Origin of the sequence: Nonomuraea sp. NPDC050328, assembly GCF_044459405.1 — a bacterium.
In the GTDB taxonomy this organism is placed as follows: domain Bacteria; phylum Actinomycetota; class Actinomycetes; order Streptosporangiales; family Streptosporangiaceae; genus Nonomuraea.
In genome coordinates this window covers 936677-958570 of the sequence record NZ_JBITIW010000002.1, presented here as the reverse complement: position 1 = coordinate 958570, position 21894 = coordinate 936677, and the positions used below count along the sequence as shown (strand labels likewise).

Sequence of the window (21894 nt, the reverse complement as noted above, 5' to 3'; positions counted from 1 at the left end):
GCCCGGCAGATGCGTCGATCCCGCATCGAGCAGGACAAATGTCACCATGCGCGAGGTGATCTCCGCGCCCGGCGCGGTCCTCTAGGGTGATCGGTATGGATCGTGACGGGGTGAACGCGCTGCTCACCGAGGCCGGCGCGGACAGCAGGCGGCTGCGGCACGCGCTCATGCTGCTGTGCGACGGCCAGTGGTGGACCCTCGCCGAGCTGGTACGGCGGAGCGCCACCTCGCGGCGCGGCGTCGAGGCGCTGCTGCGGGTGGTCGAGCTGGAGCGCCGGGGCGAGACGATGCGGGTTCCGATGGCGCACACGCCCGACTACCAGGAGTTCTTCGCCGTCGCCCCGCCGCCCGCCGACCCGGTCGAGCACCTCGTGCCGCACTACGCCGGCGTGCTGGCCCGGCTGGAGGAACTGGTCGCCGGGGCGCCGCGCGCGCGGGCCGAGCTCGACCACGTCTCGGCCACCCCGGAGACCGTGCTGCGCCGCGCGCTCCTGCTCGGGGCCCGGTTCTGGCTGCCCGGCGCGCGGCTGCTGTGCGTGGGCGACCACGACCTCACCTCGCTGGCGGTCAAGCTGGTGCACCCGGAGGTCGAGGTGAGCGTGGTGGACATCGACGACCGCGTCCTCGGCTACCTCGACGACCAGGGGCTCGGCGTGCGCACCCACTGGGCCGACCTGCGGCTCGGCCTGCCCGCCTCGGTGCGTGAGCACGACCTGGCCCTGACCGACCCGCCGTACACGCCGGAGGGCGTCGGGCTGTTCGTGGCCCGGGCGGTGGAGGGGCTGCGCGACGACGGGCGGGTCCTGCTGGCCTACGGCGCGAGCGAGCGGACGCCGATGCTGGCGCTCAAGGTCCAGAACAGCCTGTCGGACCTCAACCTCGCCTACGAGGCGATGTATCCCGACTTCAACCGCTATTTCGGCGCGGAGGCCATCGGGTCGGCGGCCGACCTGTACATCCTGCGCCCGACCACCAAGACCCGGCCCGCCGTGGCCGCCCGCGCCGAGCGCTACGCCACCGCGATCTACACCCACGGGCCGCAGTCGATCGAGTCCGCCTCGGCCGCGCCGCTGCCCGCCGGGTTCGACCCGGCCGACTGGGACCTGCTGGTCGGCGACTGGCCGAAGGAGATCGGGCTGCCCCGGGTGCAGCTCGCCACCTGGCTGGCCAAGCCGTACCTGGGCAACCAGGACCGGGTGGCGATCGCCGTACCGGCCGGGCTGGAGGCGACCCTCCCCCGGCTCATCCTGGCCTCGCACGGCAGCAAGGTGCGGGCCTGGCTCGCCGCGCCGCCCGCCGAGCTGCCCGCGGTGCTGAGTCCGGTGCTGGGCCCGCTTTTCTCGCTGCGGGCCGACGGTCCGGCCGTCGAGGCGGTACGGCTGGCCCGCCCCGCCGAGGAGACGGCGGCGATCGTCTGGCGGCTGCTGGACAAGGCGCACGCCAAGCTGGTCAACACCTGGCGGGAAGCGCTCATCACCGCCCACCGGCAGCGCGGGGCCGAGCTGACCAAGAACCAGGCGCGGGCGCTCATCACCGCCGCCGCACCCTGGGCCGACGGGCTCACCGCCCTGGAAGCCCCGCTCGACCGGCTGGCCGCACTCCCCCAGGCCGTCCGGGCCAGCCTCGACCTGCCGCCCAGCTAGGGGCGGGGCCGGGTCAGGAGGCGGCGAGGACGCGGGCCTGCAGACCCTTGCCCAGGCCGTCGAGGGCGACGTGCGCGGGCCCGAGGTCGGGGTCTCCGGCGGCCGGGCCGACCCAGCTCACCGTCACGAAGTGGCCCAGCGCCCGAGCCTGGGCCCGGCTGCGCCCGGCGTCGAAGGTGGCCGCCTGCCGGACGAAACCGCCCTGCCCCAGCGCGGTCACGAACGCGTCGGCCGCCGCCGAGTCGGCCAGGTTGAACACCACGAACTGCCCGGCCACGGAGCCGTTGCCGTAGACCGCCCGCAGGGCCTGGGTGCAGCCGGGCGCCTCGACCCCGTCCAGCACCTCGCCGCAGTCGGCGAACTCCGCGGTCGCCTGGCGGGTCAGCCCGTCCACCGTGGGCTGCGCGAACAGTTCGTCCAGCTTCAGCGGGGCCGGATCGGCGGCCCGGGTGGCGATCGGCGCGTACAGGGCCGAGGACGGCTCGCCCTTGAACACCCCCGGCCGCGGGCTGACCGCCTGGTTCAGCCACCAGACGGTGAGCCCGGCCACCACAAGGACAACCGCGACCAGCGGGACGAGAACGACCTTCGGCAACTTGCGCATCAACCGCTCCCCGGTCCGGTGATCGCCACGACGCGGCGGTAAAGGGCCTTCTCCGCATCGCGCAGGGTCAGCGCGAGCGACACGAAATCGTCCTTGGGGCCCGGCTCGGCGCCGTCGGCGCGAGCCACCCAGACGATCCCGACGTAGTGCCCGAGCGCGTAGGCGCCGCCCTCGGTGTGCGCGCGGTGCGGGAAGGCCGCCTTCTCGCTGGGCAGCGGCTGGACCCAGCCGGCCAGGTACAACGCCTTCAGCGAGGAGACCAGCGCGTCGGCCGCGGCCGCGTCCCGGAGGTTGAGCAGCGTGTACTGCGCCACGTAGCGCCGGTCGGCGCTGGCGTACAGGCCGCGCGCCGCCTGCGAGCAGCCCGCGGCGGTCACCTGCTCGATGAGCTGGCGGCCCCACAGCACCGGCGCGCACTCGGCGGCGACCTCGCTGGCCACCAGCTTGAGCGACAACTTCTTGTCACGGGTCAGCGACTTGGCCGCGAACAGCTCCTTCTGGCTGAGCGGCTTGGCGTCCTTGGCCCGATCGGCGATCGGGGCGAACAGCTTGGGCGAGGCCCAGCCCTCGAACCGGGCCGGCCGGTCCTGTCCCGGCCCGGCCTGCGCCGCGGCGGGGACCCGGGCGGGGTCGCCGGTGGCGTTGCCGAACGAGCCGATCAGCACGACCAGGCCCACCGTGGCCAGCAGACCGGCGGCCACCGAGGCGACGATCACCAGCAGGCGCTGCTGCTCCGGCCGCAGGCCCCAGTCGGTGAGCAGCGGGAACTGCCAGTCCGACTTCGGGGTGCGGCGGCGCTTGCGCAGGTCGGGGCGGACGTCCTTGCCGGACTTGCGGCCCCGCTCGGCGCGGCGGCCCCCCTCGGGCTCGGGCTCCTCACCGAACGGCGACGGCTCCTGATGGGCGTCACGCGGCCGGCCCTGCTCCGGGAAACGGGGGTCCGGGAAGCCGGCGTGGGGCGGTTGCGGCTCCTGCTGGAAGGGCGGGCCGCCCTGGTGCCACGGGTCCTGGCGGGCCGGGTTCTGGAACGGCGAGCCCTCGGGGAAGCGGGGCTCCTCCGCGGGCGGCTGGGCGGCGCGCTCGCCCCGGGCCGGGCGTTGCTGCCGCGCCGTACGCTGGTCTCTCCTGGGGGGACGGCTTCTCACAGACCACTGGTTCCGATCAGGCTGCCCAGGCCGAAGGTGAGGGCGGCGGCCAGCATTCCGACGACGAGCTGGCGCAGGCCGGAGTACCACCAGCTCCGGGCGGTGACCGTCGAGACGAGCGCCCCGGCGCCGAACAGCGCCAGGCCCGACAGCACCGCGGACAACCACAGGCTGGTGACCCCGAAGAGGTACGGCAGCAGCGGCAGGAGCGCTCCCACGCCGAAGGCCAGAAACGACGAGACGGCCGCCACCTTGGGCGAGGGCAGGTCGTCGGGGGCGACGCCCAGCTCCTCCTGGGCGTGCACCTCCAGCGCCTGCTCCGGGTCGCGGGAGATCTGCTCGGCCACCTGGCGGGCGAGCGCGGGCTCGACGCCCTTGGCGATGAAGACCTCGGCGAGCTCGGCCTCCTCCGCCTTGGGGCGGCGTTCGAGCTCGCGCCGCTCCACGGCGATCTCGGCCAGGGCGAGCTCGCGCTGGCTGGCGACCGAGACGTACTCGCCGCCGGCCATCGAGAAGGCGCCCGCGGCGAGGCCGGCGATCCCGGCCAGGGCGATGACCTCGGTGTCGCCGGTTCCGCCGGCGACACCGGCGATGAGCGCGAAGTTCGACACCAGTCCGTCCATCGCGCCGAACACCGAGGGCCGGAGCCAGCCCCCGTTGACGTCGCGATGCTGGTGGTGGATCTCCGCGCGTTCGCTCATGAAGCCGGGTTCTCCCCCGGTTTCCGCTCGTCATGCCCGTCTGCCCGGTCATCCGCGGTGTCGGGCTCGGCCTCGTCTTGCTCCGCCTCTCCGACGGGCTTCTCAGTCGGCTCGTCGTCCACCACCGTGGCACCGGAGTCGGCGTCAGCGTCGGCCGTGGTCGCGCCCACCGTGGCGGGGACGAGGGCCTTGTCCTCGGCGGACCGGTCGATGATGATCTCCGGCTTGGTGTTGTCGCGCTGCACCCAGAAGTAGATCAGCGCCCCGACGAAGAGCACGATCGCGGTGTACTGGTTGATGCGCAGCCCGAGGAACTCCACCGCGTGGTCGACCCCGCCGACGGGGTCGGTGCGCAGGCCCTCGATCCAGAACCGGCCGAGCGTGTACCCGGCCACGTAGAGCGCGAAGAGCCGCGCGTGCCGCAGGTCGAAGCGCTTGCCCGCCCACAGCAGCAGGAAGCCGAGCGCGACGTTCCACAGCGACTCGTACAGGAAGGTCGGGTGGTACAGCCCGGTGTAGCCCGGGACGGTGCCCGCCTGGCCCGGCGTGATCTCCAGCCCCCAGGGGAGATCGGTGGGCCCGCCGAACAGCTCCTGGTTGAACCAGTTGCCCCAGCGCCCGATGGCCTGCGCGAAGGCGATGCCGGGCGCGACGGCGTCGGCCACCGCGCTGAGCGACAGGCCTCGCCGGCGGCACGACAGCCACACGCCGAAGCCGCCGAGCGCGATGGCGCCCCAGATGCCCAGCCCGCCTTCCCAGATGAACAGCGCCTGGTAGGGCTCCTTCTGCGCCTTGGGCCCGAAGTAGATCTGCCAGTCGGTGATGACGTGGTAGAGCCGGCCGCCGATCAGTCCCCACACCACGGCGGGGACGGCGATGTCGACGATCACGCCCGGCGTGCCGCCGCGCTTGCGCCAGCGGCGCTCGCCGAGCCAGACCGCGAGGATGACGCCGAGCACGATGCACAGCGCATAGGCCCTGATGGGAATCGGGCCGAGCCACCAGACCCCTTGGTCCGGGCTGGGAATCGAAAGGAGGGGCATGTCACGTGAGGGTAGCGGACGCGCGCCTACTTGGCGGCATCAAGAACGGCCTGGCGCAGGCCTTCCGGCGAGAGCTGGGCGCCTTCCAGGACGGTGCCGTTGAGCTTGACCGTCGGGGTGCCCTCGATGGCGGCGCTCTTGAGGGTGGCGTCGCTGTAGGCCAGGTGCGCCTGGGCGTGCTTCTGGCTGGTGACGCACTGCTCGAAGTCGGGCGCGGTCACGCCGACGTCCTTGCCCCACTGCACGAGGTCCTCCAGCTTGAAGCCCGCGACGGTCTCCGGCGGCTGCTCCTCGAAGAGCTTGTTGTGGAAGGCGAGCCACTGCGGGCCGGCCGGCACGCAGCGGGCCGCGGCGGCGGCGCGCACCGAGTTGCCCCGGGTGGGCTCCTCGCCGAAGATCGTGACCGGGTGGTAGACGATCTTCGCCTTGCCCTCGGCGGCGAGGTTCTGGAAGGTCGGCCCGTCCACCTTCTCGAACTCGCGGCAGGCCGGGCACTGGAAGTCCTCGTACACGTCGACCACGGGCTTCTCGACGCCGGCCTTGGCCATGACGACCGAGCCGTCGGCGGCCAGGGTGATCGGGGCGAGCGGACCGGTGACGGCCTCCTCGGCGGAGCCGCGGTTGACGCTGTACAGGTAGCCGGCGCCCACGGCCAGGACGGCGACCGCGCCGCCCACCACGTAGGTGATCATCCGCTTGCGCTGCTCGCGTGCCCGCTCGGCGGCCTGCTGCTGCTTGATGCGGTCCCGCGCGGACTTCTCGCGGTCGGCCTTGCCCATCAGTCGTTCTCCTCGTAGTCACTGCTCCGGGTCAGGCCCAGCGCCCCGTCGAGCGCCAGCCGCCCGGGCGGGAAGCGCACGGTCCAGGCGGCGCAGAGCACCAGGCCGAAGTCCCGGACGATGTCCAGCAGGTACGTCGGTTCCTCGCCGCCCTTGAGCTGTCCGCCGCCGCCGAAGCAGCCGCAGTCGATCTTGAGGCCCTTGGCCCAGGCCCAGGCGATGCCGAACACGAAGGCCAGCATCAGCAGGCCGCCGATGAGACCGGCCACCCGGGTCAGCAGCCCCACGATCAGCAGCACGCCGACCACGATCTCCACGATCGGCAGCGCGTGGCCGACCACGGTCGCCGCCGACTCGGGCAGGATCCGGTACGCCTTGACCGCCGTCACCGACTGGATCTGGTCGCGGAACTTGGGCACGCCCGCGACGATGAGCACCACGCCCAGAATCAGGCGGGCGGCGGTCGTCACCCAGGGTATAGCCAATCTCACGCTGCGCGACGGCTTCGACGCGAACACGATCACTCCTATGTCAGCGGATCGGGGATCCGCACAGTACCTGGCGACCATCCGACCATGTCGTGGATAAGCCTCAGCTAAGCACTGTCGGCCGCGACGAATCCACGATATTGCTGGGACCGGAACTCGGTGGGCGGCAGGCCGACGCGGCGGGTGAAGATTCTGGTGAAGTAGGCCGGATCCTCGTAACCGCACCGCCGGGCGACCGCCGCCACCGGCAGGTCGGACCCGGCCAGCAGTTCCTTGGCCCGGCTCAGCCGCAGCCCCAGCACGTACTCCTTCGGGCTGGAGCCGGTCAGCCGGCGCACCGTCTGGCGCAGCTCGGCCAGCGGCACGCCGAGCCGCCGGGCGTGCTCGGCCACCGAGATCGGCAGGCAGGCGTCCCTGGCCAGCACCGCGAGCACGGGATCGCCGTTGGCGTCCTGGTCGGCGCGGGTGTGCCGCAGTGCCACCAGCACCTCGTGCACCAGGGCGGAGGCCTCCACCTCCAGGAAGGCGCCGCCCCGGCGGCAGGCGCCGACGATGCGGCCGATCGCGCGCACCGCGGGCTCGGGGGTGGTGAGCGGCACGACCGGCGCCTGCGGGTCGACGAAGCCCAGCTCGGTGTAGGCGGCCAGGGCCGGCCCGGTGAAGTCGACGAACCACTCGGCCCAGCCGTCGCCGTCGGGCGCGTAGTGGTGGCTGACACCGGGGAAGAGCCACAGCGCCGCGGGCGCCTCGACGGGTACGGCGGGGCCGCCGGCCTGGCTGAACCAGCCCCGGCCCTCGCTCACCACGACCACCACGTGGTTCCGCATCGTCCGCGGCCCGACCACCGGCAGCGGCCCCTCCTGGTGCCCGGCGCCGAGGCAGACCAGGCCGAGCCGGCGGTGGGCGGCCGACGGGGTCAGGTAGCGCGTCCACTGGTAGGTCGGCCGTGCACGTCCGTCCAAGTGCTCCCCACGCTTGTCCATGGCCCGGTGACCTGCGAATCCGCCACCCTGAGAAGGCTGAAGACCCTAGTCTAAGGACCCCAGATGCCTGCTTTCTCGATCGAGGACGGCGCCTTCCGGCTGGACGGCGAGGAGTTCCGCGTCCTGTCCGGCGCGCTGCACTACTTCCGCGTGCACCCCGACCAGTGGGCGCACCGGCTGCGGATGCTGCACGCGATGGGCCTGAACACGGTGGAGACCTACGTGCCGTGGAACCTGCACGAGCCCGCGCCGGGCACCTTCTCCGGCATCGAGCGGCTGGGCGCCTTCCTGGACGCCGCGGCGGCCGAGGGCCTGCTGGCCATCGTGCGGCCCGGGCCGTACATCTGCGCGGAGTGGGACAACGGCGGCCTGCCGGCGTGGCTGACCGCGCAGCCCGGCGTGCGCGTGCGCACCAGCGACCCGGTCTACCTCGGCCACGTGGACCGCTTCTTCGCCGAGCTGATCCCGGGCGTCGCCGAGCGGCAGATCACCCGCGGCGGCAACGTGATCATGGTGCAGGTGGAGAACGAGTACGGCTCCTACGGCACCGACCGCGCCTACCTCGGCCACCTGGCCCGCACCCTGCAGGAGCTCGGCGTCGAGGTGCCGCTGTTCACCTCCGACGGCCCCGGCGACTGGTGGCTGACCGGCGGCACCCTGCCCGGCGTGCTGGCCACGGTGAACTTCGGCTCCGAGCCCGAGCGACACTTCGCCACCCTGCGCGAGCACCGGCCGGACGACCCGCTGATGTGCATGGAGTTCTGGTGCGGCTGGTTCGACCACTGGGGCCAGGAGCACATTACCCGCGACCCCGCCGACGCCGCCGACAGCCTGGAGCGCATCCTGGCCGCCGGCGCCTCGGTCAACCTCTACATGGCGCACGGCGGCACCAGCTTCGGCACCTGGTCCGGCGCCAACCGCACCGGTGACAGCCACGGCGGCGAATGGCGGCCGACCGTCACCTCCTACGACTACGACGCGCCCGTGGACGAGCGGGGGGCGCCGACCGAGAAGTACCGGCTCTTCCGGGAGATCCTCACGCGCTACAACCCGGACGTGCCCGAGGTGCCGGAGGTGCCCGCCACCCTCCCGGCCGCGACCGTCCCGCTGACCGAGTCGGTACGGCTGGCCGCCGCCGGCCTGGGCCGGACGACCACGGCCCCCGCCCCGCCGTCCTTCGAGCAGCTCGGCCTCACGCACGGCCTGGTCGCCTACCGCACCGAGATCCCGGGGCCGCGGCAGCCGTACCGGCTGAGCGTGGACGGCCTGCACGACCGGGCGCACCTGTTCGTGGACGGCGAGCTGCGGGCGGTGCTGGAGCGCGACGCCGAGCAGCCCGAGGTGACGGTCGCGGGGCCGGCGACGGTGGAGCTGCTGGTGGAGTCGATGGGACGCACCAACTTCGGGCCGCGGCTCGGCGAGTCGAAGGGCATCCTGGGCGGGGTGCGCCACCACCAGCAGTACCTGCACGGCTTCGAGGTGACGGCCTACGACCTGGAGGACGTCTCGGGCGTGCGGTTCGGGGCGGGCTTCTCCGGCGAGGCGCGCTCGTTGTTCCGCGGCCGGCTGGAGGTGGGCGAGCCCGCCGACGCCTTCCTGGCCCTGCCGGGCTGGGGCAAGGGGTACGTCTGGGTCAACGGGTTCCTGCTCGGCCGGTACTGGGAGCGCGGGCCGCAGCGGACGCTGTACGTGCCGGCGCCGCTGCTGCGGGCCGGGGCGAACGAGATCGTGGTGCTGGAGCTCGACCGGAGCGGGCCCGGCGCGATCGAGGTCGTGGCCGCCGCCGAACTCGGCTGAGCCGCAAACACGGCGCGACCGCCCGGAATGGACGGTCGCGTCGATGTTTGACTACGGCTCGGTCGTACCTCCCCGGCCAGGACGGCTAGCTTCGCCGTACGCCCTCGGCCAGCTCGGCGGCCAGCTCGCGCACGGCGGTCAGCCCTTCGGCCTCGGAAGGCGCGTCCAGCAGCCGCCGGATGAAGGCCGAGCCGACGATGACGCCGTCGGCGTAGCGGGCCACCTCGGAGGCCTGGCGGCCGTTGCCGATGCCCAGGCCGACGCAGACCGGCAGGTCCGTCTGGGCGCGGGTGCGCGCCACCAGGCCCTCGGCGGCGGCGTTGACCGAGTCACGCGCGCCGGTGATGCCCATCAGCGAGGCGGCGTAGACGAAACCGGTGCAGCAGTCGACGACCGCCTTGATCCGCGGCTCGGTGGAGCTGGGCGCGACCAGGAAGACGGTGTCGATGCCGGCCTCGGCGGAGGCCTGCCGCCACGGCTCGGCCTCCTCCGGGGTCAGGTCGGGCGTGATCGTGCCGACGCCGCCGGCGTTGGCCAGGTCACGGGCGAACCGGTCGGCGCCGTAGCGGTCGATCGGGTTCCAGTAGGTCATGACCAGGGTGGCCGCGCCGGTCGCCGCGACGCCCTCGACGGTGCGCATCACGTCGGCGATGCGGGTGCCGTTGCTCAGCGCCAGGTGCACCGCGTCCTGGATGGTCGGGCCGTCCATGAGCGGGTCGGAGTAGGGCAGCCCGATCTCGATGACGTCACAGCCGGCCTCGACCATGGCGGCGGCGGCCTGGACGGCCCCCTCCTTGGTCGGGAAACCCGCGGGCAGGTAGCCGATCAGCGCGGCGCGGTTGTCGGCCTTCGCCTTGGCGAAGACCTCCTGGAGAGTGGTCATGATCACAGTCCAAAGTACTTCATGGCGGTGCCCATGTCCTTGTCACCGCGACCGGAGAGGTTGACCAGGATCGTGGCCTCGGGGCCGAGTTCCCGGCCGAGCTTGAGCGCGCCGGCCAGCGCGTGGGAGGACTCGATGGCCGGGATGATGCCCTCGGTGCGGGCCAGCAGCGAGAAGGCGGCCATCGCCTCGTCGTCGGTGATGCCGTGGTAGGTGGCGCGGCCGCTGTCCTGGAGCCAGGCGTGCTCCGGGCCGACGCCCGGGTAGTCGAGGCCGGCCGAGATCGAGTGCGACTCGATGGTCTGGCCCTCCTCGTCCTGCAGGACGTAGGTGCGCGAGCCGTGCAGCACGCCGATGGAGCCGGCGGTGAGGGTGAGCGCGTGCTCGCCGCTCTCCAGGCCGCGCCCGGCCGCCTCGTAGCCGTGGATCTGCACGTCCTTGTCGCCGATGAAGGCGTGGAACAGGCCGATGGCGTTGCTGCCGCCGCCGACCGCGGCGACGACCGCCGTGGGCAACTGACCGGTCAGCTCCAGCATCTGGCGGCGCGCCTCGACGCCGATGATCCGCGCGAAGTCGCGCACGATCTCGGGGAAGGGGTGCGGGCCGGCGACGGTGCCGAACAGGTAGTGCGTGGTGTCGACGTTGGTCACCCAGTCGCGGAAGGCCTCGTTGATCGCGTCCTTCAGGGTCTGGCTGCCGTTGGTCACCGGCACGACCGTGGCGCCGAGCAGCTTCATCCGCGCGACGTTGAGCGCCTGGCGCTCGCAGTCGACGGCGCCCATGTAGATGACGCACTCCAGGCCCATCAGGGCGGCGGCGGTGGCGGTGGCCACGCCGTGCTGACCGGCGCCGGTCTCGGCGATGACCCGCTTCTTGCCCAGCCGCTTGGTGAGCAGCGCCTGGCCCAGCACGTTGTTGATCTTGTGCGCGCCGGTGTGGGTGAGGTCCTCGCGCTTGAGGATGACGCGGGCGCCGCCCGCCTCCTCGCTGAAGCGCGGCACGTCGGTCAGCGTGGTGGGCCGGCCGGCATAGGTGCGCAGCAGGTGGTCGAACTCGCGGATGAAGCCGGCGTCCTTCCTGGCCTCCTCGTAGACCGCGGCGACCTCGTCGAGGGCCGGGATGAGGGCCTCGGGCACGTAACGGCCGCCGAAGACGCCGAACTTGCCCTTCAGGTCGGGGTCGTTGCCGTAGGCCCCGTTGCCCGCCAGGTCAGCGGGGGTGAGGATGTTGGACACGTGCTATCCCTCAGATCCGTGGTCTGGGCGCGTCGCGGGATGGGCGCCGGCGGTGACCAGCGCCTCCACGGCCTTGCGCGGGTCTTTCCCGGTCACCAGGCTCTCGCCCACCAGCACCGCGTCGGCGCCGGAACGGGCGTAGGCGAGCAGGTCGTGCGGCCCGCGCACGCCGGACTCGGCGATCCTGATGACACCCTCGGGAATCTTCGGCGCGATCTTGCTGAAGACGTCGCGGTCGACCTCGAGCGTCTTGAGATTGCGCGCGTTGACGCCGATGACCTTGGCCCCGGCGGCGAGCGCCCGCTCGAGCTCCTCCTCGGTGTGCACCTCCACCAGCGGCACCAGCCCGATGGACTCGGCGCGCTCGATCAGCGAGACCAGCGCCTCCTGCTCCAGCAGGACCACCATGAGCAGCGCCAGGTCCGCGCCGTGCGCGCGGGCCTCCCAGAGCTGGTAGGAGGTGACGATGAAGTCCTTGCGCAGCACCGGGATGTCCACCCGGGCGCGGACGGCGGCCAGGTCGTCGAGGCTGCCGCCGAAGCGGCGCTGCTCGGTCAGCACGCTGATGACGTGCGCCCCGCCCGCCTCGTAGTCGGCGGCCAGCGCCGCCGGGTCGGCGATCGCGGCGAGCGCGCCCTTCGACGGGCTGGAGCGCTTCACCTCGGCGATGACCGAGACCTTGGAGCCGCCGAGCGCGGCGTTGACGTCCCTCGGCGCCGGGGCCCGCCCGGCGCGCTCCTTGAGCTCGTCGAGCGAGATCGCCTGCTGGCGCTGGGCGAGGTCCTCGCGCACCCCGGCCATGATGCCGTCGAGCACGCCCAGTCCGGACTCGGCGTGTTCGGAATCGGTCGGCTCACTCACGCGCTTGGGATCCCTCCGGTCGACTGTGTGGGGGTAGACGGGACATGTGCGCTCCCGCCCTCGTGTGCGATGGTATCGGCCCGGGCGGACCCGGCTCGCCACCGGGCCCGCGGCTACGGCGCGAGGAACGCCGCGAAAGGGAGATTGCGGACGACCCAGTAAACGATGATCACGCCGATGAAGCCCCAGATCACCGCGGGCCGTGGCAGCGGGCGGGACGGCCGGCCCCGCCAGGAGTCGGCCAGCCAGCGCGCCCACCAGAAGACCAGCACCGGGATCACCGCCACGAGCAGCGGGTTCATCGCCAGCGCCGCGCCCAGGTCGAAGGTGGCCAGGCCGTGCAGGGCGCGCAGCGTGCCGCACCCGGGGCAGTAGAGGCCGGTCAGCCACAGGAACGGGCAGGTCGGGTAGTGCCCGGGCTCGTTGGGGTCGACGACGCCGACGAAGACCATGCCGGCGGCCACCGCGACACCGAGCCCCAGGGGCGGCAGGACCGCCTTGGGCACCCGCTCGAGAACTGCCATGAGGCCAGGTTAGTGGGAACCGGCCCTCCCCGCCCGCTAGTAGTAGCCCGCGCCCGCCGCGGCCAGGCCGAACAGACCGAGCCAGATCACCCAGAAGATCAGCCAGCCGACGACGCTGATGTAGGAGGTGATCAGACCGGCCAGCGCCATGCCCCGGCCCTCGTCGCCGCTCTGCTTGATCTGGCTGAGCGAGATGTGGCCGAGGATCACGCCGATGATCGAGGTCGCGCCGCAGGAGAGCAGGCCGACGATGCCCAGGACCAGCGAGGCGATGGCCATGCCGTTGGTCTTGGTCTGGGCGGGGGCGCCGTAGCCGCCGGGCTGGCCGTAGCCGCCCGCGGGCGGGCCGTAGCCGCCGTAGCCCTGCACGCCGCTGGGCTGCTGGCCGTAGGCGTAGCCGCCGCTGGACTGGGGCTGCTGCCCATAGCCGCCGCCCTGCTGCTGGCCGTAGCCGTAGCCCCCGCCGCTCTGCGGCTGCTGGCCGTAGCCGCCGTCACCCTGCTGCTGGCCGTAGCCGCCGCTCTGCTGCTGGCCGTAGCCGTAGCCGCTCTGGGGCTGCTGGCCGTACCCGCCGTTGCCAGGCGGCTGAGCACCGTAGCCGCCGCCGCTCTGCGGCTGCTGCCCGTACCCCCCGCTGCCGTCCTGGGGACCGTAGGTCATGGTCTGATCTCCTCTGATGTGCCGGTTCTGCGCGCGTGCAGCCTACCGACAAAGCACCCATTCCATGGGGCAACGTATACCTGACCGGGCATTCGTGACAGGAATGCAAATGTTTTACGAGGAAAGGGTCGGGTCCTCGCCGCGGTCGAGCGCATCCCACAATGATTTCTCGTCCTTTTGCGGAGCATTCTTCTGCCGGGCGTATTTATCCGACATGCCGCTCCAGCGGCCGCCGCGGACCGCCGCGAACACGCCTGCGGCGAGCAGCACCACCCCGCCCGCCATCGCCAGGTACGGCCAGGCGGTCCCTTGGGTGAGCACGTCGGCGCGCAGCGCCTCCCGTGCCGCGCCCGAGCCCGTCGCGCGCCAGGACAGCACGGCCACCCCGGCCCCGCACACCGCGATCAGCGCGCCGACCAGCCGGCGGCCGATCCCCTTGGTCGCCAGGACCGCCACCACGCCGGCCAGCGCGGCCCACGCCAGCGGCGCCAGCGCCGGGACCAGCAACGAACCGGTGGCCTCGGCGAGCCCGGGCGTGTCGCCACCGGTCACCTCGGCCCATTCCCGGCCAGAGGCCACCAGCGCCAGGACGCCGCCCAGCGCGGTGACGGCCAGCCACGCTCCCCGCTCCCGCGGCCCCCGGGTCTTCTCCCCCCTCACGGCGCCTCGATCAGGCCCGCGTCGAAGCAGGTGCGGTCGCCGGTGTGGCAGGCCGCGCCGGTCTGGTCCACCTTGAGCAGGATGGTGTCGCCGTCGCAGTCGAGCGCCACCGACTTCACGTGCTGGACGTGTCCTGACGTGTCGCCCTTGACCCAGTAGGACGAGCGGCTGCGCGACCAGTAGGTGCCGCGGCCGGTGGTCAGCGTGCGGTGCAGGGCCTCGTCGTCCATCCAGGCGAGCATCAGCACCTCGCCGGTGTCGTACTGCTGGACCACGGCGGGGACCAGGCCGTCGGGCGTGCGCTTCAGCCGCGAGGCGATCGCGGGGTCGAGGGACATACCGTCATTCAACCAGGGCCGGCCGGTGGCCCGGCCACCGCGCCGCCCCTCCCCCGGCGGTTCCGTGGTGGCCGGCCGGCGGGAGAGTCCGCGGATTCCGGGACAACCGGCGATCGTCCGGTCACAATCGGCTCGTCGATGATCGGCGAGCGGAGAGCGTGGCCATGGACACCACGAGCGACCAGGCGGTCCCACCCGCCCCCATCCCCCCGGTCACCCGGCCCGGCGAACCGGAGGACGTCGCGGGCGGGGAGCGGGTGGGCGCCGGGGACTCCTCGGACGATCGGCTGGCGGCCTATCGGGCGGCGCGGGAGCGGCCGGAGCCGGCCCTGCTGCTGGGGCCGCCGTGGCGGTGGCGGGCGAACGTGCGAGCCTGGCGGGAGGCCCGGCTGGCGCACGACCTGGGGGTCACCCAGGCCGCGCTCGACCTCCGCCTCGGCGGCCTGCCCGAGGCCGAGCAGGCCCGGCTGCGGGCCACCACGCAGGAGTGCACGCGCGTCGCCGCCGCCTACGAGAGCCGGCACGTGGTCTTCGGCGAGGTGTACTACCGCCTGCTGATGACCGACGCGCGGCTCATCACCTGGCTGGCGGCCGGCGCCCTGATCCCGGCGCTGTGGCCGCCCTGGCCCGGGTGGGCGGCGTTCGCCGGCGGGATCGCGCTGTTCCTGGTCGCGCTGTTCCTGACCGCGCTCGCAGTCGTGTGGATCGAGGACCGCCGGCGGCAGTGGAGCGCCCGGACGGCCGAGGCGGTGCTGTTCGCCGTGCTGGCGGTCGGCGTGTACTGGATCTACGACCCCGCCGCCGCCCCGGCCTGGCCCGGCCACCGCATCCTGCTCACCGTGGTCGTCCCCCTGGGCACCCTGCTCGTGCTGGCGTACCTGCAGTTCGCCGCGGAACGGGCGCTGCGCAGCGTGTCGTGGCGGCTGAAGGAGCGGCGGCACCCGGAGGAGGCCCTGGTCGACGACCTGGTGTGGCTCCAGGAGCGCTGCGCGCTCATCGAGGCCGGACCCGAGGAGCACCAGGGCACCCCGGTCCTCGGGCCGCCGGGCATCAAGCTGTCCAGCCGGATCTGGCTGGCCAACTACGTGGAGCACACCGCACGCGCCTTCCGGCGCTGCGGCGAGCGGGCCCGGGCCACCGACTCGGGCGTGCTCGCCGAATCCGACCGGCGGCGGGTGGCCCGGATCAGCGCCGCCGTACGCTCCCGGCAGCGGGCCCTGTTACGCGGCGAGATCACCGCCGACGAACTCGGGACGCACTTCTTCACCGTGCTGCGGCGGCTGGTGCTGCACGACGACCCGTTCCACGACCAGGAGCCGGACGAGGCGCCCGGCCGGCCCACCCTGCGCGAGCAGGCCCGGCGGCTGCGACGGGCTCCCCTGGTGGTGCTGGGGTTGATGCTGATCGGGTGGGGGGTGTGGGGAGCGCTGGTCAAGGTGCTGGACACCGAGATCGTCGCCATCGCCATCACCGGCGGGGCGGGGTTGCTGGCGCTGCCGCTCCAGACGGGCCCGGACGGCGGCCACGCACCGGACGGCGGGCGGGCCACGGGGTCGCGTGGCCTGCGCGACCGGCTGGGCTCCCACACCGAGGGCGCCTCCGGCCGGAGCCGCCCCTCCTGACCGTCACCCGCTCGGCCCCCTGCCCGGAGCGGGTCAACGCCAGGGCATGTGCTGCAGGCACCAGGTGTTGCCGTCGGGGTCGGCGAAGTACGCGTAGAGCACTCCGCCGAGGTCCTCGACCTCGCTGATCTCGACGCCGCGGCCGACGAGCTCGGCGCGGGAGGCCTCGATGTCGGCGACCACCAGGTGCAGGCCGCGCAGCGTTCCCGGCGGCATGTCGAGGGTGGGGAGACCTTCGGCGAGGGTGATCGAGCACGCCGAACCGGGCGGGGTGAGCTGGACGATGCGGACACCGGGGTTCGGGTTGACGTCGACGTCGAGGCGGAACCCGAGCTGGTCCTGGTAGAAGGCCTTGGCCCGCTCGATGTCGGTGACCGGCACCGGCACCAGTTCGAGCAACAGCGTGCCGGGCGGCACGGGCGGGTTGCCGGAGTCCTTCGGGGTCTCGTCGGCAGGGGTGGTCGTGCCGGTCATGGGTGGCGCCTTTCGTGGGTGAGGGTGGCGAGCAGGGCGGCGAGGCGGTCGAATCCTTCGCCGGCGCCGCGTTCCATCGGGCTGCGCACGACCGCGTCGCGGATCTCGGCCGAGGAGTAGCGAGCGGTGACGGTCATGGCGGTGTGTCCGTCCGTCTCGGCCAGGACGGTGGTGACCAGTGCCTCGCCTTCGGCCCAGTCGCGGTGGATCTCGGTCTGGACGAGGCGCACCGGCGGCACGACCTCGTGGTACAGGCCATGCAGTTCCATCTCGGCGCCGGCCGGGCCGGTGGAGACGAACCGCCAGGCGCCGCCGGGGCGCAGGTCGACCTCGCAGACGGTGAGCCGCCAGCCGCGGGCGCCGTGCCAGCGGCGGAGCAGGTCCGGCTGGGTGAGCGCGGCGAAGACCAGCGGCGCGGGAGCGGCGAAGGCGCGGGTGAGGACGAGGTCGGTGGTCCCGGACGCGACCACCCGCAGCCCGAGGCCGGGGTGGGGAGAGGTCACGTCCCGCCGTCCTGCAGGTCTTCCAGCAGAGCGTCCAGTCGCTGGTAGCTCGTCTCCCAGTAGTCGCGGTAGCCGGCCAGCCAGTCCGTGGCCGTCTTGAGCGGTTCGGCCACCAGCCGGCACGGCCGGCGTTGCGCGTCGCGGCCGCGGCTGACCAGGCCGGCCCGTTCGAGCACCCGCAGGTGCTTGGAGACGGCCGGCTGGCTCATCGCGAAGGGGGCGGCCAGCTCGGTGACCGTGGCCTCACCGGCCGCGAGCCTGGCCAGGATGGCCCGGCGGGTGGGGTCTGCCAGGGCGGCGAACGTCGCGTCCAGCGTGTCGGTTGCAACCATGTCGATAACCTTCCGGTTCAATAACCAGTTGGTTTTATACGTGCCCATGGTTGGGCCTGTCAAGATCTCGAGCGCTCTGGGGCACGACGGGCCGGGTCTGCACACAGGCGCCGGCCTCGTTGGGCGGGTACGTCTCGGGGCCTGCGCGTCGTCGGCCGCCACTTGTCGACCGCAGGTCGCACACCGCGGCGGTCGCGGGCGGCATCGTCCGGAAGTGGAACGGGCCGCCCTCCGAGGAAGGGCGGCCCGTGGTTCGAGGCGGGGTCTCCTAGGAGCGGGCGGCCGACACCCAGGAGGCGTGCAGGTCGGCGTAGACGCCGGGCTGGTTGACCAGGGTGGCGTGGGGGCCGCGCTGGACCAGGCGGCCGGCGTTGAAGACGAGCACCTCGTCGGCGTTCTCGGCGGTGGACAGCCGGTGGGCGATGGAGATGGCGGTCCGGCCCCGGGTGACGCCCTCCAGGGCCCGCGCCAGCCGTACCTCGGTGGCCGGGTCGACCGCTGAGGTGGCCTCGTCGAGCAGGAGCAGGTCGGGGTCGGCGAGGTAGGCCCGGGCCAGGGCGACGAGCTGGCGCTCGCCGGCCGACAGGGACTCGCCGCGCTGCCCGACGGCGGTCTGGAGCCCGGCGGGCAGGCCGTCGAGCCAGTCGGCGAGGCCGAGTTCGGTGAGGGCGAGGGTGATCTCCTCGTCGGTGGCCTGCGGCCTGCCGTACCGGATGTTCTCGGCGAGGGTGCCGTCGAACAGGAAGCCGTCCTGCGGCACCATGACGATGCGCTCGCGCAGCGAGGAGAAGCGCACCTCGCGCAGGTCGGCGCCGTCCACGGTGACCCGGCCGCCGACCGGGTCCATGAGACGGGTCAGGAGCTTGGCGAAGGTGGTCTTGCCGGACCCGGTCTCGCCGACGACCGCGACCCGGGCGCGCGGCGGGATCTGGACGGACACCTCACGCAGGACCGGCGCGCCGCCGGGGTAGGCGAAGTGCACGTCCTCGAAGGCGACGGAGATGGGCCCGCGCGGCAGCTCGACGCCTTCGGCGCCGGGGTCGGCGACGTCGGGCGGGGTGTCGAGCACGCCGAGGATGCGCCGCCAGCCGGCCACGGCGTTCTGGGCCTCGTTGAGCACCTCGGTGGCGATCTGCAGCGGCGAGACGAACAGCGTGATCACGAAGAGGAAGGCGACCAGCTCGCCCTTGGTGAGCGTGCCGGACAGGCCGAGCCGTACGCCGAGCAGGACGATCCCGGCCAGGGCCAGGGCGGCGACGATCTCGGTGAGCGGGAAGACGAAGCCGACGATGGTCTGCGCCCGGATCTGCGCCTTGCGGTTGCCGTCGATGGCGGTGTCGACGCGCTCGGCGGTGCGGTGCTCGGAGCTGTAGGAGCGGATGACCGCCGCGCCCACGACCGACTCGCTGACCGCGGACAGCATGTCGCCGGTGCGCTCGCGGACGGTGGTGTAGGCGCGCGACAGCCAGCGCTGGAAGCGCGGCAGGGCGATCATGAGCGGGATGAAGCAGGCCCAGACCAGCAGGGTGAGCTGCCAGGAGTAGAAGAACATCAGCGCCGTGGCGACCAGGAGCTGGCCGAAGGCGACGATGATCATCAGGCCGCCCCACTGCATGAAGGTGCTGATCTGGTCGACGTCGTTGGTGACGCGGGAGACCAGGGCGCCGCGGCGTTCGGTGTTCTGGGTGAGCACCGACAGGTCGTGCACGTGGCGGAAGCCGCGCACCCGCAGCGAGGCCAGGGAGGACTCGGTGGCGCGGTAGAGGCGGACGTTCATCAGGTAGCCGGCCAGCGCGGTGAGCACGACGGCCGCCGCGCACACGGCGATGACGCGGGCGATGTGCGCCATGTCGGGCCGGCCCGCGCCCATGCCGTCCACGGTCTGCTGCACCGCGATGGGCACGATGATCTTGCCGACGGTGGCGACCACGGCCAGGGCCAGCGTCGCGGCCAGGCCGGTGCGGAACTCGGGCGTCAGCGACAGACCGCGCCGCACGGTGGACAGGGCCGTGCCCTCGGCGTTCTTGGCGATCCGGGTGCCGGGCCGGGTCCCGTTGACCCGCTCGGCGGTCTTGGTGCCCTCGCTCACAGGCTGACCTCTTCCTCTTCGGCCTCGATCGCGGCCCGCTCGGCCTCTTCGCGGGCGTAGGCGGTGACCAGGTTGCGGTATCCGGGGCAGCGCGCGATCAGCCGCTCGTGCGGCCCCCGGTCGACGACGCGGCCCTGCTCCAGGTAGACCACCTCGTCGGCCAGCGCGATGGTGGCCATCCGGTAGGCGACCACGACGACGCTGGCGGCGTGCTCGCGCAGGCCGTACAGGATGCGCGCCTCGACCTGCGGGTCGACGCTGGAGGTGGCGTCGTCCAGGATCAGCAGCCGCGGCCGGCGCACCACCGCGCGGGCCAGGGCCAGGCGCTGGCGCTGGCCGCCGGACAGCGTGGTGCCGCGCTCGCCGACGCGGGTGTCGAGCGCGTCGGGCAGCTTGCTGACGAAGCCGTCGGCCTGGGCCAGCCGCAGCGCGGCCCACACCTCCTGGTCGTCGAGGTCGAGGCCCAGGGTGACGTTGCCGCGCACGGTGTCGTCGAACAGGAAGGTCTGCTGCGGGACCAGCGCGACGGCGTCGGCGATGCCGCCGTAGGCCAGCTCGCGGGCGTCGACGCCGTCCAGGCGCACCTGGCCGCGCAGCGGGTCGACCAGCCGCACGAGCGTCTGGACGAGGGTGGACTTGCCGGACCCGGTGGGGCCGACCAGCGCGACGGTACGGCCGGCGGGCACCTCGAAGGTGACGTCGTGCAGCACCTCGCGGCCGGGCTCGTAGGCGTAGGCCAGGCCCTCGACGGCCAGGCTCACCGGCTCGGCGCCCTTCAGGGCGGCCTCGCCGTACTCCATGGAGCCGGTGGCCTCCAGCACGTCCTGCACGCGGCGCCAGCCGACGACGCTGCGCGGCAGCTCGGCCAGGACCCAGCCGAGCGCGCGGATGGGGAAGGCCAGCAGGGTGAACAGGTAGGCGACCTGGACGAGCTCGCCCGGCGTCACCGCCCCGGACGACAGCCGCAGCGCGCCGACCGCCAGCACGGCCAGCACGCCCAGCGTGGGCAGGGCCTCCAGCATGGGGTCGAACAGCCCGCGCACCCGGCCGACCGCGATGTTGGCGTCGCGCAGCTCGTGGGCGCGGCGCTGGAACCGCTCGGTCTCCAGGTCCTCACGGCCCAGGGTCTTGACGACCAGGGCGCCGTCGAAGCTCTCGTGCGCGATCTCGCTGACCTCCGCGCGCAGTTGCTGCGCGCGGGTGGCCAGCGGGCTGAGCTTGCGCTGGTAGACCAGGTTGAGTACGGCGATCGCCGGGAAGATCAGGAACCCGACGAGGGCGAGCACCGGGTCGGTGACCAGCATGGCGATCGCCGCGGTGAACAGCATGACGACCACGCCCACGGCCATCGGCAGCGGCGCGAGCGGCGCCCAGGCCGCCTCGGCGTCGGAGCTGGCGTTGGACAGGAGCTGGCCGGTGGGGTGGCGGTGGTGCCAGGCCAGCGGCAGCCGCAGGTACTGCTTGGTCACGTCACGGCGCGAGCGGGCCTGCATGTTGTACTGCATCATTCCGGCCCAGATGCGCCGCCCGGCGATGCCGATCGCCTTGGCCAGCGCGGTGCCCATGATGAGCAGCACGCCGGTCCACAGGGCGCCGGAGGTGACCTCGCCGCGGTCGAAGGCGGGCAGGACGGCGTGCTCGGTGGCCCAGCCCAGCGCCCAGGCCGAGGCGACGGTCATGCCGCCGTACAGGGCGCTGGCCAGGACGGCCGCGGAGAAGACCAGCTTCTCGGCACGGATCGCCACTCCGAGGACGCGCAGGCCGTCGCGCATGACGGCTGAAGTGACCTTGGTCGCCACTCGGGGGGATCCTTCCGGCAGGGGGACTTTTCTCCTTAAGTGACTATCACGGCTGATCACCTGGTTATTCCCCCGGGGGACTAATGTGGACGGCGTGACTCACGCCCGCGCCGAACGCTCCGCCCTGTGTGATCTGCTCGACCGGCTCGGCCCGGACGCGCCGACGCTGTGCACCGGGTGGACCACCCGCGACCTGGCCGCCCACCTCGTATTGCGCGAGCGGCGGCCGGACGCCATGGGCGGCATCGCGCTGCGTCCGCTGGCGGGTTACACCGAGTCGGTGCAGCGCGGGCTGGCCGCCAAGCACGACTTCCCCGAGCTGGTGGGCCTGGTGCGCAGGCCCGGCGGGATCTACGGCCTGCTGCCCTTCCTCGACGCCCAGGTCAACACGCTGGAGTTCTTCGTGCACCACGAGGACGTACGGCGGGCGCAGGAGGGCTGGGAGCCGCGCGAGCTGCCGGCCGACTTCGAGCGCCTGCTGTGGCAGCGGCTCAGCCTCGCCGCCCGGCTCATGCTGCGCAAGGCGCCGGTCGGGGTGGTGCTGCGCGAGACCCGCACCGGCGCGGCGGCGCTGGGCGGGCCCTCCGGCGGCGAGCGGGTCGAGGTGGCCGGGCCGGCCGGCGAGCTGCTGCTGTTCTGCTTCGGGCGGCAGAAGCACGCGCGGGTGGAGCTGAAGGGCGACCCGGACGCGATCGCCCGCCTGGAGAACGCCTCGATCGGCCTGTGAGGGC

At 73.1% G+C, this 21894-nt stretch carries 23 protein-coding genes; 4 read left to right on the top strand and 19 right to left on the bottom strand.

The features are described from left to right. Nucleotides 1–95: 95 nt before the first annotated feature. Complete coding sequence (locus ACIBG7_RS10605) at nt 96–1643, top strand: bis-aminopropyl spermidine synthase family protein (RefSeq protein WP_397335868.1); 1548 nt, start codon at nt 96–98, stop codon at nt 1641–1643. A 13-nt stretch (nt 1644–1656) separates the two neighbouring features. Here ACIBG7_RS10605 and ACIBG7_RS10600 read toward each other — a convergent pair whose 3' ends face one another. The 7 genes from ACIBG7_RS10600 to ACIBG7_RS10570 all read right to left on the bottom strand — a co-directional run bounded on the left by ACIBG7_RS10600 (nt 1657) and on the right by ACIBG7_RS10570 (nt 7365). Beyond that, nucleotides 1657–2247: a hypothetical protein gene (locus tag ACIBG7_RS10600; RefSeq protein ID WP_357924552.1), complete on the bottom strand. Its 591-nt coding sequence runs from the start codon at nt 2245–2247 to the stop codon at nt 1657–1659. Further along, nucleotides 2247–3392 (bottom strand): hypothetical protein, encoded by a 1146-nt coding sequence (locus tag ACIBG7_RS10595; protein ID WP_357924549.1) that lies wholly within the window; start codon nt 3390–3392, stop codon nt 2247–2249. Before ACIBG7_RS10595 ends, ACIBG7_RS10600 begins: the two co-directional genes overlap by 1 nt. Continuing rightward, entirely contained in the window at nt 3389–4093 is a 705-nt protein-coding gene (locus ACIBG7_RS10590) for a VIT1/CCC1 transporter family protein (RefSeq protein ID WP_397335867.1), read from the bottom strand. The genes ACIBG7_RS10595 and ACIBG7_RS10590 overlap by 4 nt, the downstream gene beginning before the upstream one ends. Further along, nucleotides 4090–5136, bottom strand: a complete 1047-nt coding sequence (gene lgt / locus ACIBG7_RS10585) for a prolipoprotein diacylglyceryl transferase (RefSeq protein ID WP_397335866.1) — start codon at nt 5134–5136, stop codon at nt 4090–4092. Before lgt ends, ACIBG7_RS10590 begins: the two co-directional genes overlap by 4 nt. A 26-nt stretch (nt 5137–5162) precedes the next feature. After that, nucleotides 5163–5915, bottom strand: coding sequence for a thioredoxin domain-containing protein (locus ACIBG7_RS10580; RefSeq protein WP_357924541.1), 753 nt, complete (start codon nt 5913–5915; stop codon nt 5163–5165). After that, nucleotides 5915–6385, bottom strand: coding sequence for a MauE/DoxX family redox-associated membrane protein (locus ACIBG7_RS10575; protein WP_357924539.1), 471 nt, complete (start codon nt 6383–6385; stop codon nt 5915–5917). Before ACIBG7_RS10575 ends, ACIBG7_RS10580 begins: the two co-directional genes overlap by 1 nt. 125 nt (nt 6386–6510) lie before the next feature. Beyond that, entirely contained in the window at nt 6511–7365 is an 855-nt protein-coding gene (locus tag ACIBG7_RS10570) for an AraC family transcriptional regulator (protein WP_397335865.1), read from the bottom strand. Nucleotides 7366–7449: 84 nt separating this feature from the next. Here ACIBG7_RS10570 and ACIBG7_RS10565 point away from each other — a divergent pair, with 84 nt between their 5' ends. After that, nucleotides 7450–9183 (top strand): beta-galactosidase family protein, encoded by a 1734-nt coding sequence (locus ACIBG7_RS10565; protein ID WP_397335864.1) that lies wholly within the window; start codon nt 7450–7452, stop codon nt 9181–9183. An 85-nt stretch (nt 9184–9268) separates the two neighbouring features. Here the strand turns inward: ACIBG7_RS10565 and trpA are convergent, their stop codons facing one another. The 7 genes from trpA to hisI all read right to left on the bottom strand — a co-directional run bounded on the left by trpA (nt 9269) and on the right by hisI (nt 14344). After that, on the bottom strand, nt 9269–10066 hold the full coding sequence (gene trpA / locus ACIBG7_RS10560; RefSeq protein WP_397335863.1) for a tryptophan synthase subunit alpha: 798 nt from the start codon (nt 10064–10066) through the stop codon (nt 9269–9271). A gap of 2 nt (nt 10067–10068) precedes the next feature. Next, complete coding sequence (gene trpB / locus ACIBG7_RS10555) at nt 10069–11292, bottom strand: tryptophan synthase subunit beta (RefSeq protein ID WP_357924872.1); 1224 nt, start codon at nt 11290–11292, stop codon at nt 10069–10071. Nucleotides 11293–11304: 12 nt separating this feature from the next. Further along, on the bottom strand, nt 11305–12123 hold the full coding sequence (gene trpC / locus ACIBG7_RS10550; protein WP_357924869.1) for an indole-3-glycerol phosphate synthase TrpC: 819 nt from the start codon (nt 12121–12123) through the stop codon (nt 11305–11307). A 152-nt stretch (nt 12124–12275) separates the two neighbouring features. Beyond that, nucleotides 12276–12686: a DUF2752 domain-containing protein gene (locus ACIBG7_RS10545; protein ID WP_357924527.1), complete on the bottom strand. Its 411-nt coding sequence runs from the start codon at nt 12684–12686 to the stop codon at nt 12276–12278. Nucleotides 12687–12722: 36 nt separating this feature from the next. After that, nucleotides 12723–13346, bottom strand: a complete 624-nt coding sequence (locus ACIBG7_RS10540; RefSeq protein WP_357924525.1) for a DUF4190 domain-containing protein — start codon at nt 13344–13346, stop codon at nt 12723–12725. A 114-nt stretch (nt 13347–13460) separates the two neighbouring features. Further along, nucleotides 13461–14006, bottom strand: coding sequence for a Trp biosynthesis-associated membrane protein (locus ACIBG7_RS10535; protein ID WP_397335861.1), 546 nt, complete (start codon nt 14004–14006; stop codon nt 13461–13463). Next, on the bottom strand, nt 14003–14344 hold the full coding sequence (gene hisI / locus ACIBG7_RS10530; protein WP_357924519.1) for a phosphoribosyl-AMP cyclohydrolase: 342 nt from the start codon (nt 14342–14344) through the stop codon (nt 14003–14005). The genes ACIBG7_RS10535 and hisI overlap by 4 nt, the downstream gene beginning before the upstream one ends. 164 nt (nt 14345–14508) lie before the next feature. Between hisI and ACIBG7_RS10525 the strand changes: the two genes are divergently transcribed. Then, on the top strand, nt 14509–15966 hold the full coding sequence (locus tag ACIBG7_RS10525; RefSeq protein WP_397335859.1) for a hypothetical protein: 1458 nt from the start codon (nt 14509–14511) through the stop codon (nt 15964–15966). A 33-nt stretch (nt 15967–15999) separates the two neighbouring features. On the opposite strand, the gene ACIBG7_RS10520 is transcribed toward ACIBG7_RS10525, so the two are convergent. The 5 genes from ACIBG7_RS10520 to ACIBG7_RS10500 all read right to left on the bottom strand — a co-directional run bounded on the left by ACIBG7_RS10520 (nt 16000) and on the right by ACIBG7_RS10500 (nt 21136). Further along, a complete protein-coding gene (locus ACIBG7_RS10520; protein ID WP_357924514.1) occupies nt 16000–16440 on the bottom strand; it encodes a VOC family protein in 441 nt (146 codons plus the stop codon). Then, nucleotides 16437–16943, bottom strand: coding sequence for an SRPBCC family protein (locus tag ACIBG7_RS10515; RefSeq protein ID WP_357924513.1), 507 nt, complete (start codon nt 16941–16943; stop codon nt 16437–16439). The genes ACIBG7_RS10520 and ACIBG7_RS10515 overlap by 4 nt, the downstream gene beginning before the upstream one ends. Next, the gene (locus tag ACIBG7_RS10510) at nt 16940–17275 is read right to left on the bottom strand and encodes a metalloregulator ArsR/SmtB family transcription factor (protein WP_357924511.1); all 336 of its coding nucleotides are present in this window, start codon (nt 17273–17275) and stop codon (nt 16940–16942) included. The genes ACIBG7_RS10515 and ACIBG7_RS10510 overlap by 4 nt, the downstream gene beginning before the upstream one ends. Before the next feature lie 268 nt (nt 17276–17543). Next, on the bottom strand, nt 17544–19364 hold the full coding sequence (locus ACIBG7_RS10505) for an ABC transporter ATP-binding protein (RefSeq protein WP_397335858.1): 1821 nt from the start codon (nt 19362–19364) through the stop codon (nt 17544–17546). Then, nucleotides 19361–21136: an ABC transporter ATP-binding protein gene (locus ACIBG7_RS10500; protein WP_357924865.1), complete on the bottom strand. Its 1776-nt coding sequence runs from the start codon at nt 21134–21136 to the stop codon at nt 19361–19363. The genes ACIBG7_RS10505 and ACIBG7_RS10500 overlap by 4 nt, the downstream gene beginning before the upstream one ends. 121 nt (nt 21137–21257) lie before the next feature. Between ACIBG7_RS10500 and ACIBG7_RS10495 the strand changes: the two genes are divergently transcribed. Next, a complete protein-coding gene (locus ACIBG7_RS10495; protein WP_397335857.1) occupies nt 21258–21890 on the top strand; it encodes a TIGR03085 family metal-binding protein in 633 nt (210 codons plus the stop codon). Nucleotides 21891–21894: the final 4 nt, after the last annotated feature.

What these genes read in the sequence shown, in the direction of transcription:
- trpA (WP_397335863.1), bottom strand. Translation starts at nt 10,066, where the DNA reads ATGACCACTCTCCAGGAGGTCTTCGCCAAGGCGAAGGCCGACAACCGC.
- ACIBG7_RS10520 (WP_357924514.1), bottom strand. Translation starts at nt 16,440, where the DNA reads ATGACCGGCACGACCACCCCTGCCGACGAGACCCCGAAGGACTCCGGC.
- ACIBG7_RS10525 (WP_397335859.1), top strand. Translation starts at nt 14,509, where the DNA reads ATGGACACCACGAGCGACCAGGCGGTCCCACCCGCCCCCATCCCCCCG.
- hisI (WP_357924519.1), bottom strand. Translation starts at nt 14,344, where the DNA reads ATGTCCCTCGACCCCGCGATCGCCTCGCGGCTGAAGCGCACGCCCGAC.
- ACIBG7_RS10590 (WP_397335867.1), bottom strand. Translation starts at nt 4,093, where the DNA reads ATGAGCGAACGCGCGGAGATCCACCACCAGCATCGCGACGTCAACGGG.
- ACIBG7_RS10565 (WP_397335864.1), top strand. Translation starts at nt 7,450, where the DNA reads ATGCCTGCTTTCTCGATCGAGGACGGCGCCTTCCGGCTGGACGGCGAG.
- ACIBG7_RS10500 (WP_357924865.1), bottom strand. Translation starts at nt 21,136, where the DNA reads ATGCGCGACGGCCTGCGCGTCCTCGGAGTGGCGATCCGTGCCGAGAAG.
- ACIBG7_RS10540 (WP_357924525.1), bottom strand. Translation starts at nt 13,346, where the DNA reads ATGACCTACGGTCCCCAGGACGGCAGCGGGGGGTACGGGCAGCAGCCG.
- lgt (WP_397335866.1), bottom strand. Translation starts at nt 5,136, where the DNA reads ATGCCCCTCCTTTCGATTCCCAGCCCGGACCAAGGGGTCTGGTGGCTC.
- ACIBG7_RS10580 (WP_357924541.1), bottom strand. Translation starts at nt 5,915, where the DNA reads ATGGGCAAGGCCGACCGCGAGAAGTCCGCGCGGGACCGCATCAAGCAG.
- ACIBG7_RS10545 (WP_357924527.1), bottom strand. Translation starts at nt 12,686, where the DNA reads ATGGCAGTTCTCGAGCGGGTGCCCAAGGCGGTCCTGCCGCCCCTGGGG.
- ACIBG7_RS10510 (WP_357924511.1), bottom strand. Translation starts at nt 17,275, where the DNA reads ATGGTTGCAACCGACACGCTGGACGCGACGTTCGCCGCCCTGGCAGAC.
- ACIBG7_RS10600 (WP_357924552.1), bottom strand. Translation starts at nt 2,247, where the DNA reads ATGCGCAAGTTGCCGAAGGTCGTTCTCGTCCCGCTGGTCGCGGTTGTC.
- ACIBG7_RS10605 (WP_397335868.1), top strand. Translation starts at nt 96, where the DNA reads ATGGATCGTGACGGGGTGAACGCGCTGCTCACCGAGGCCGGCGCGGAC.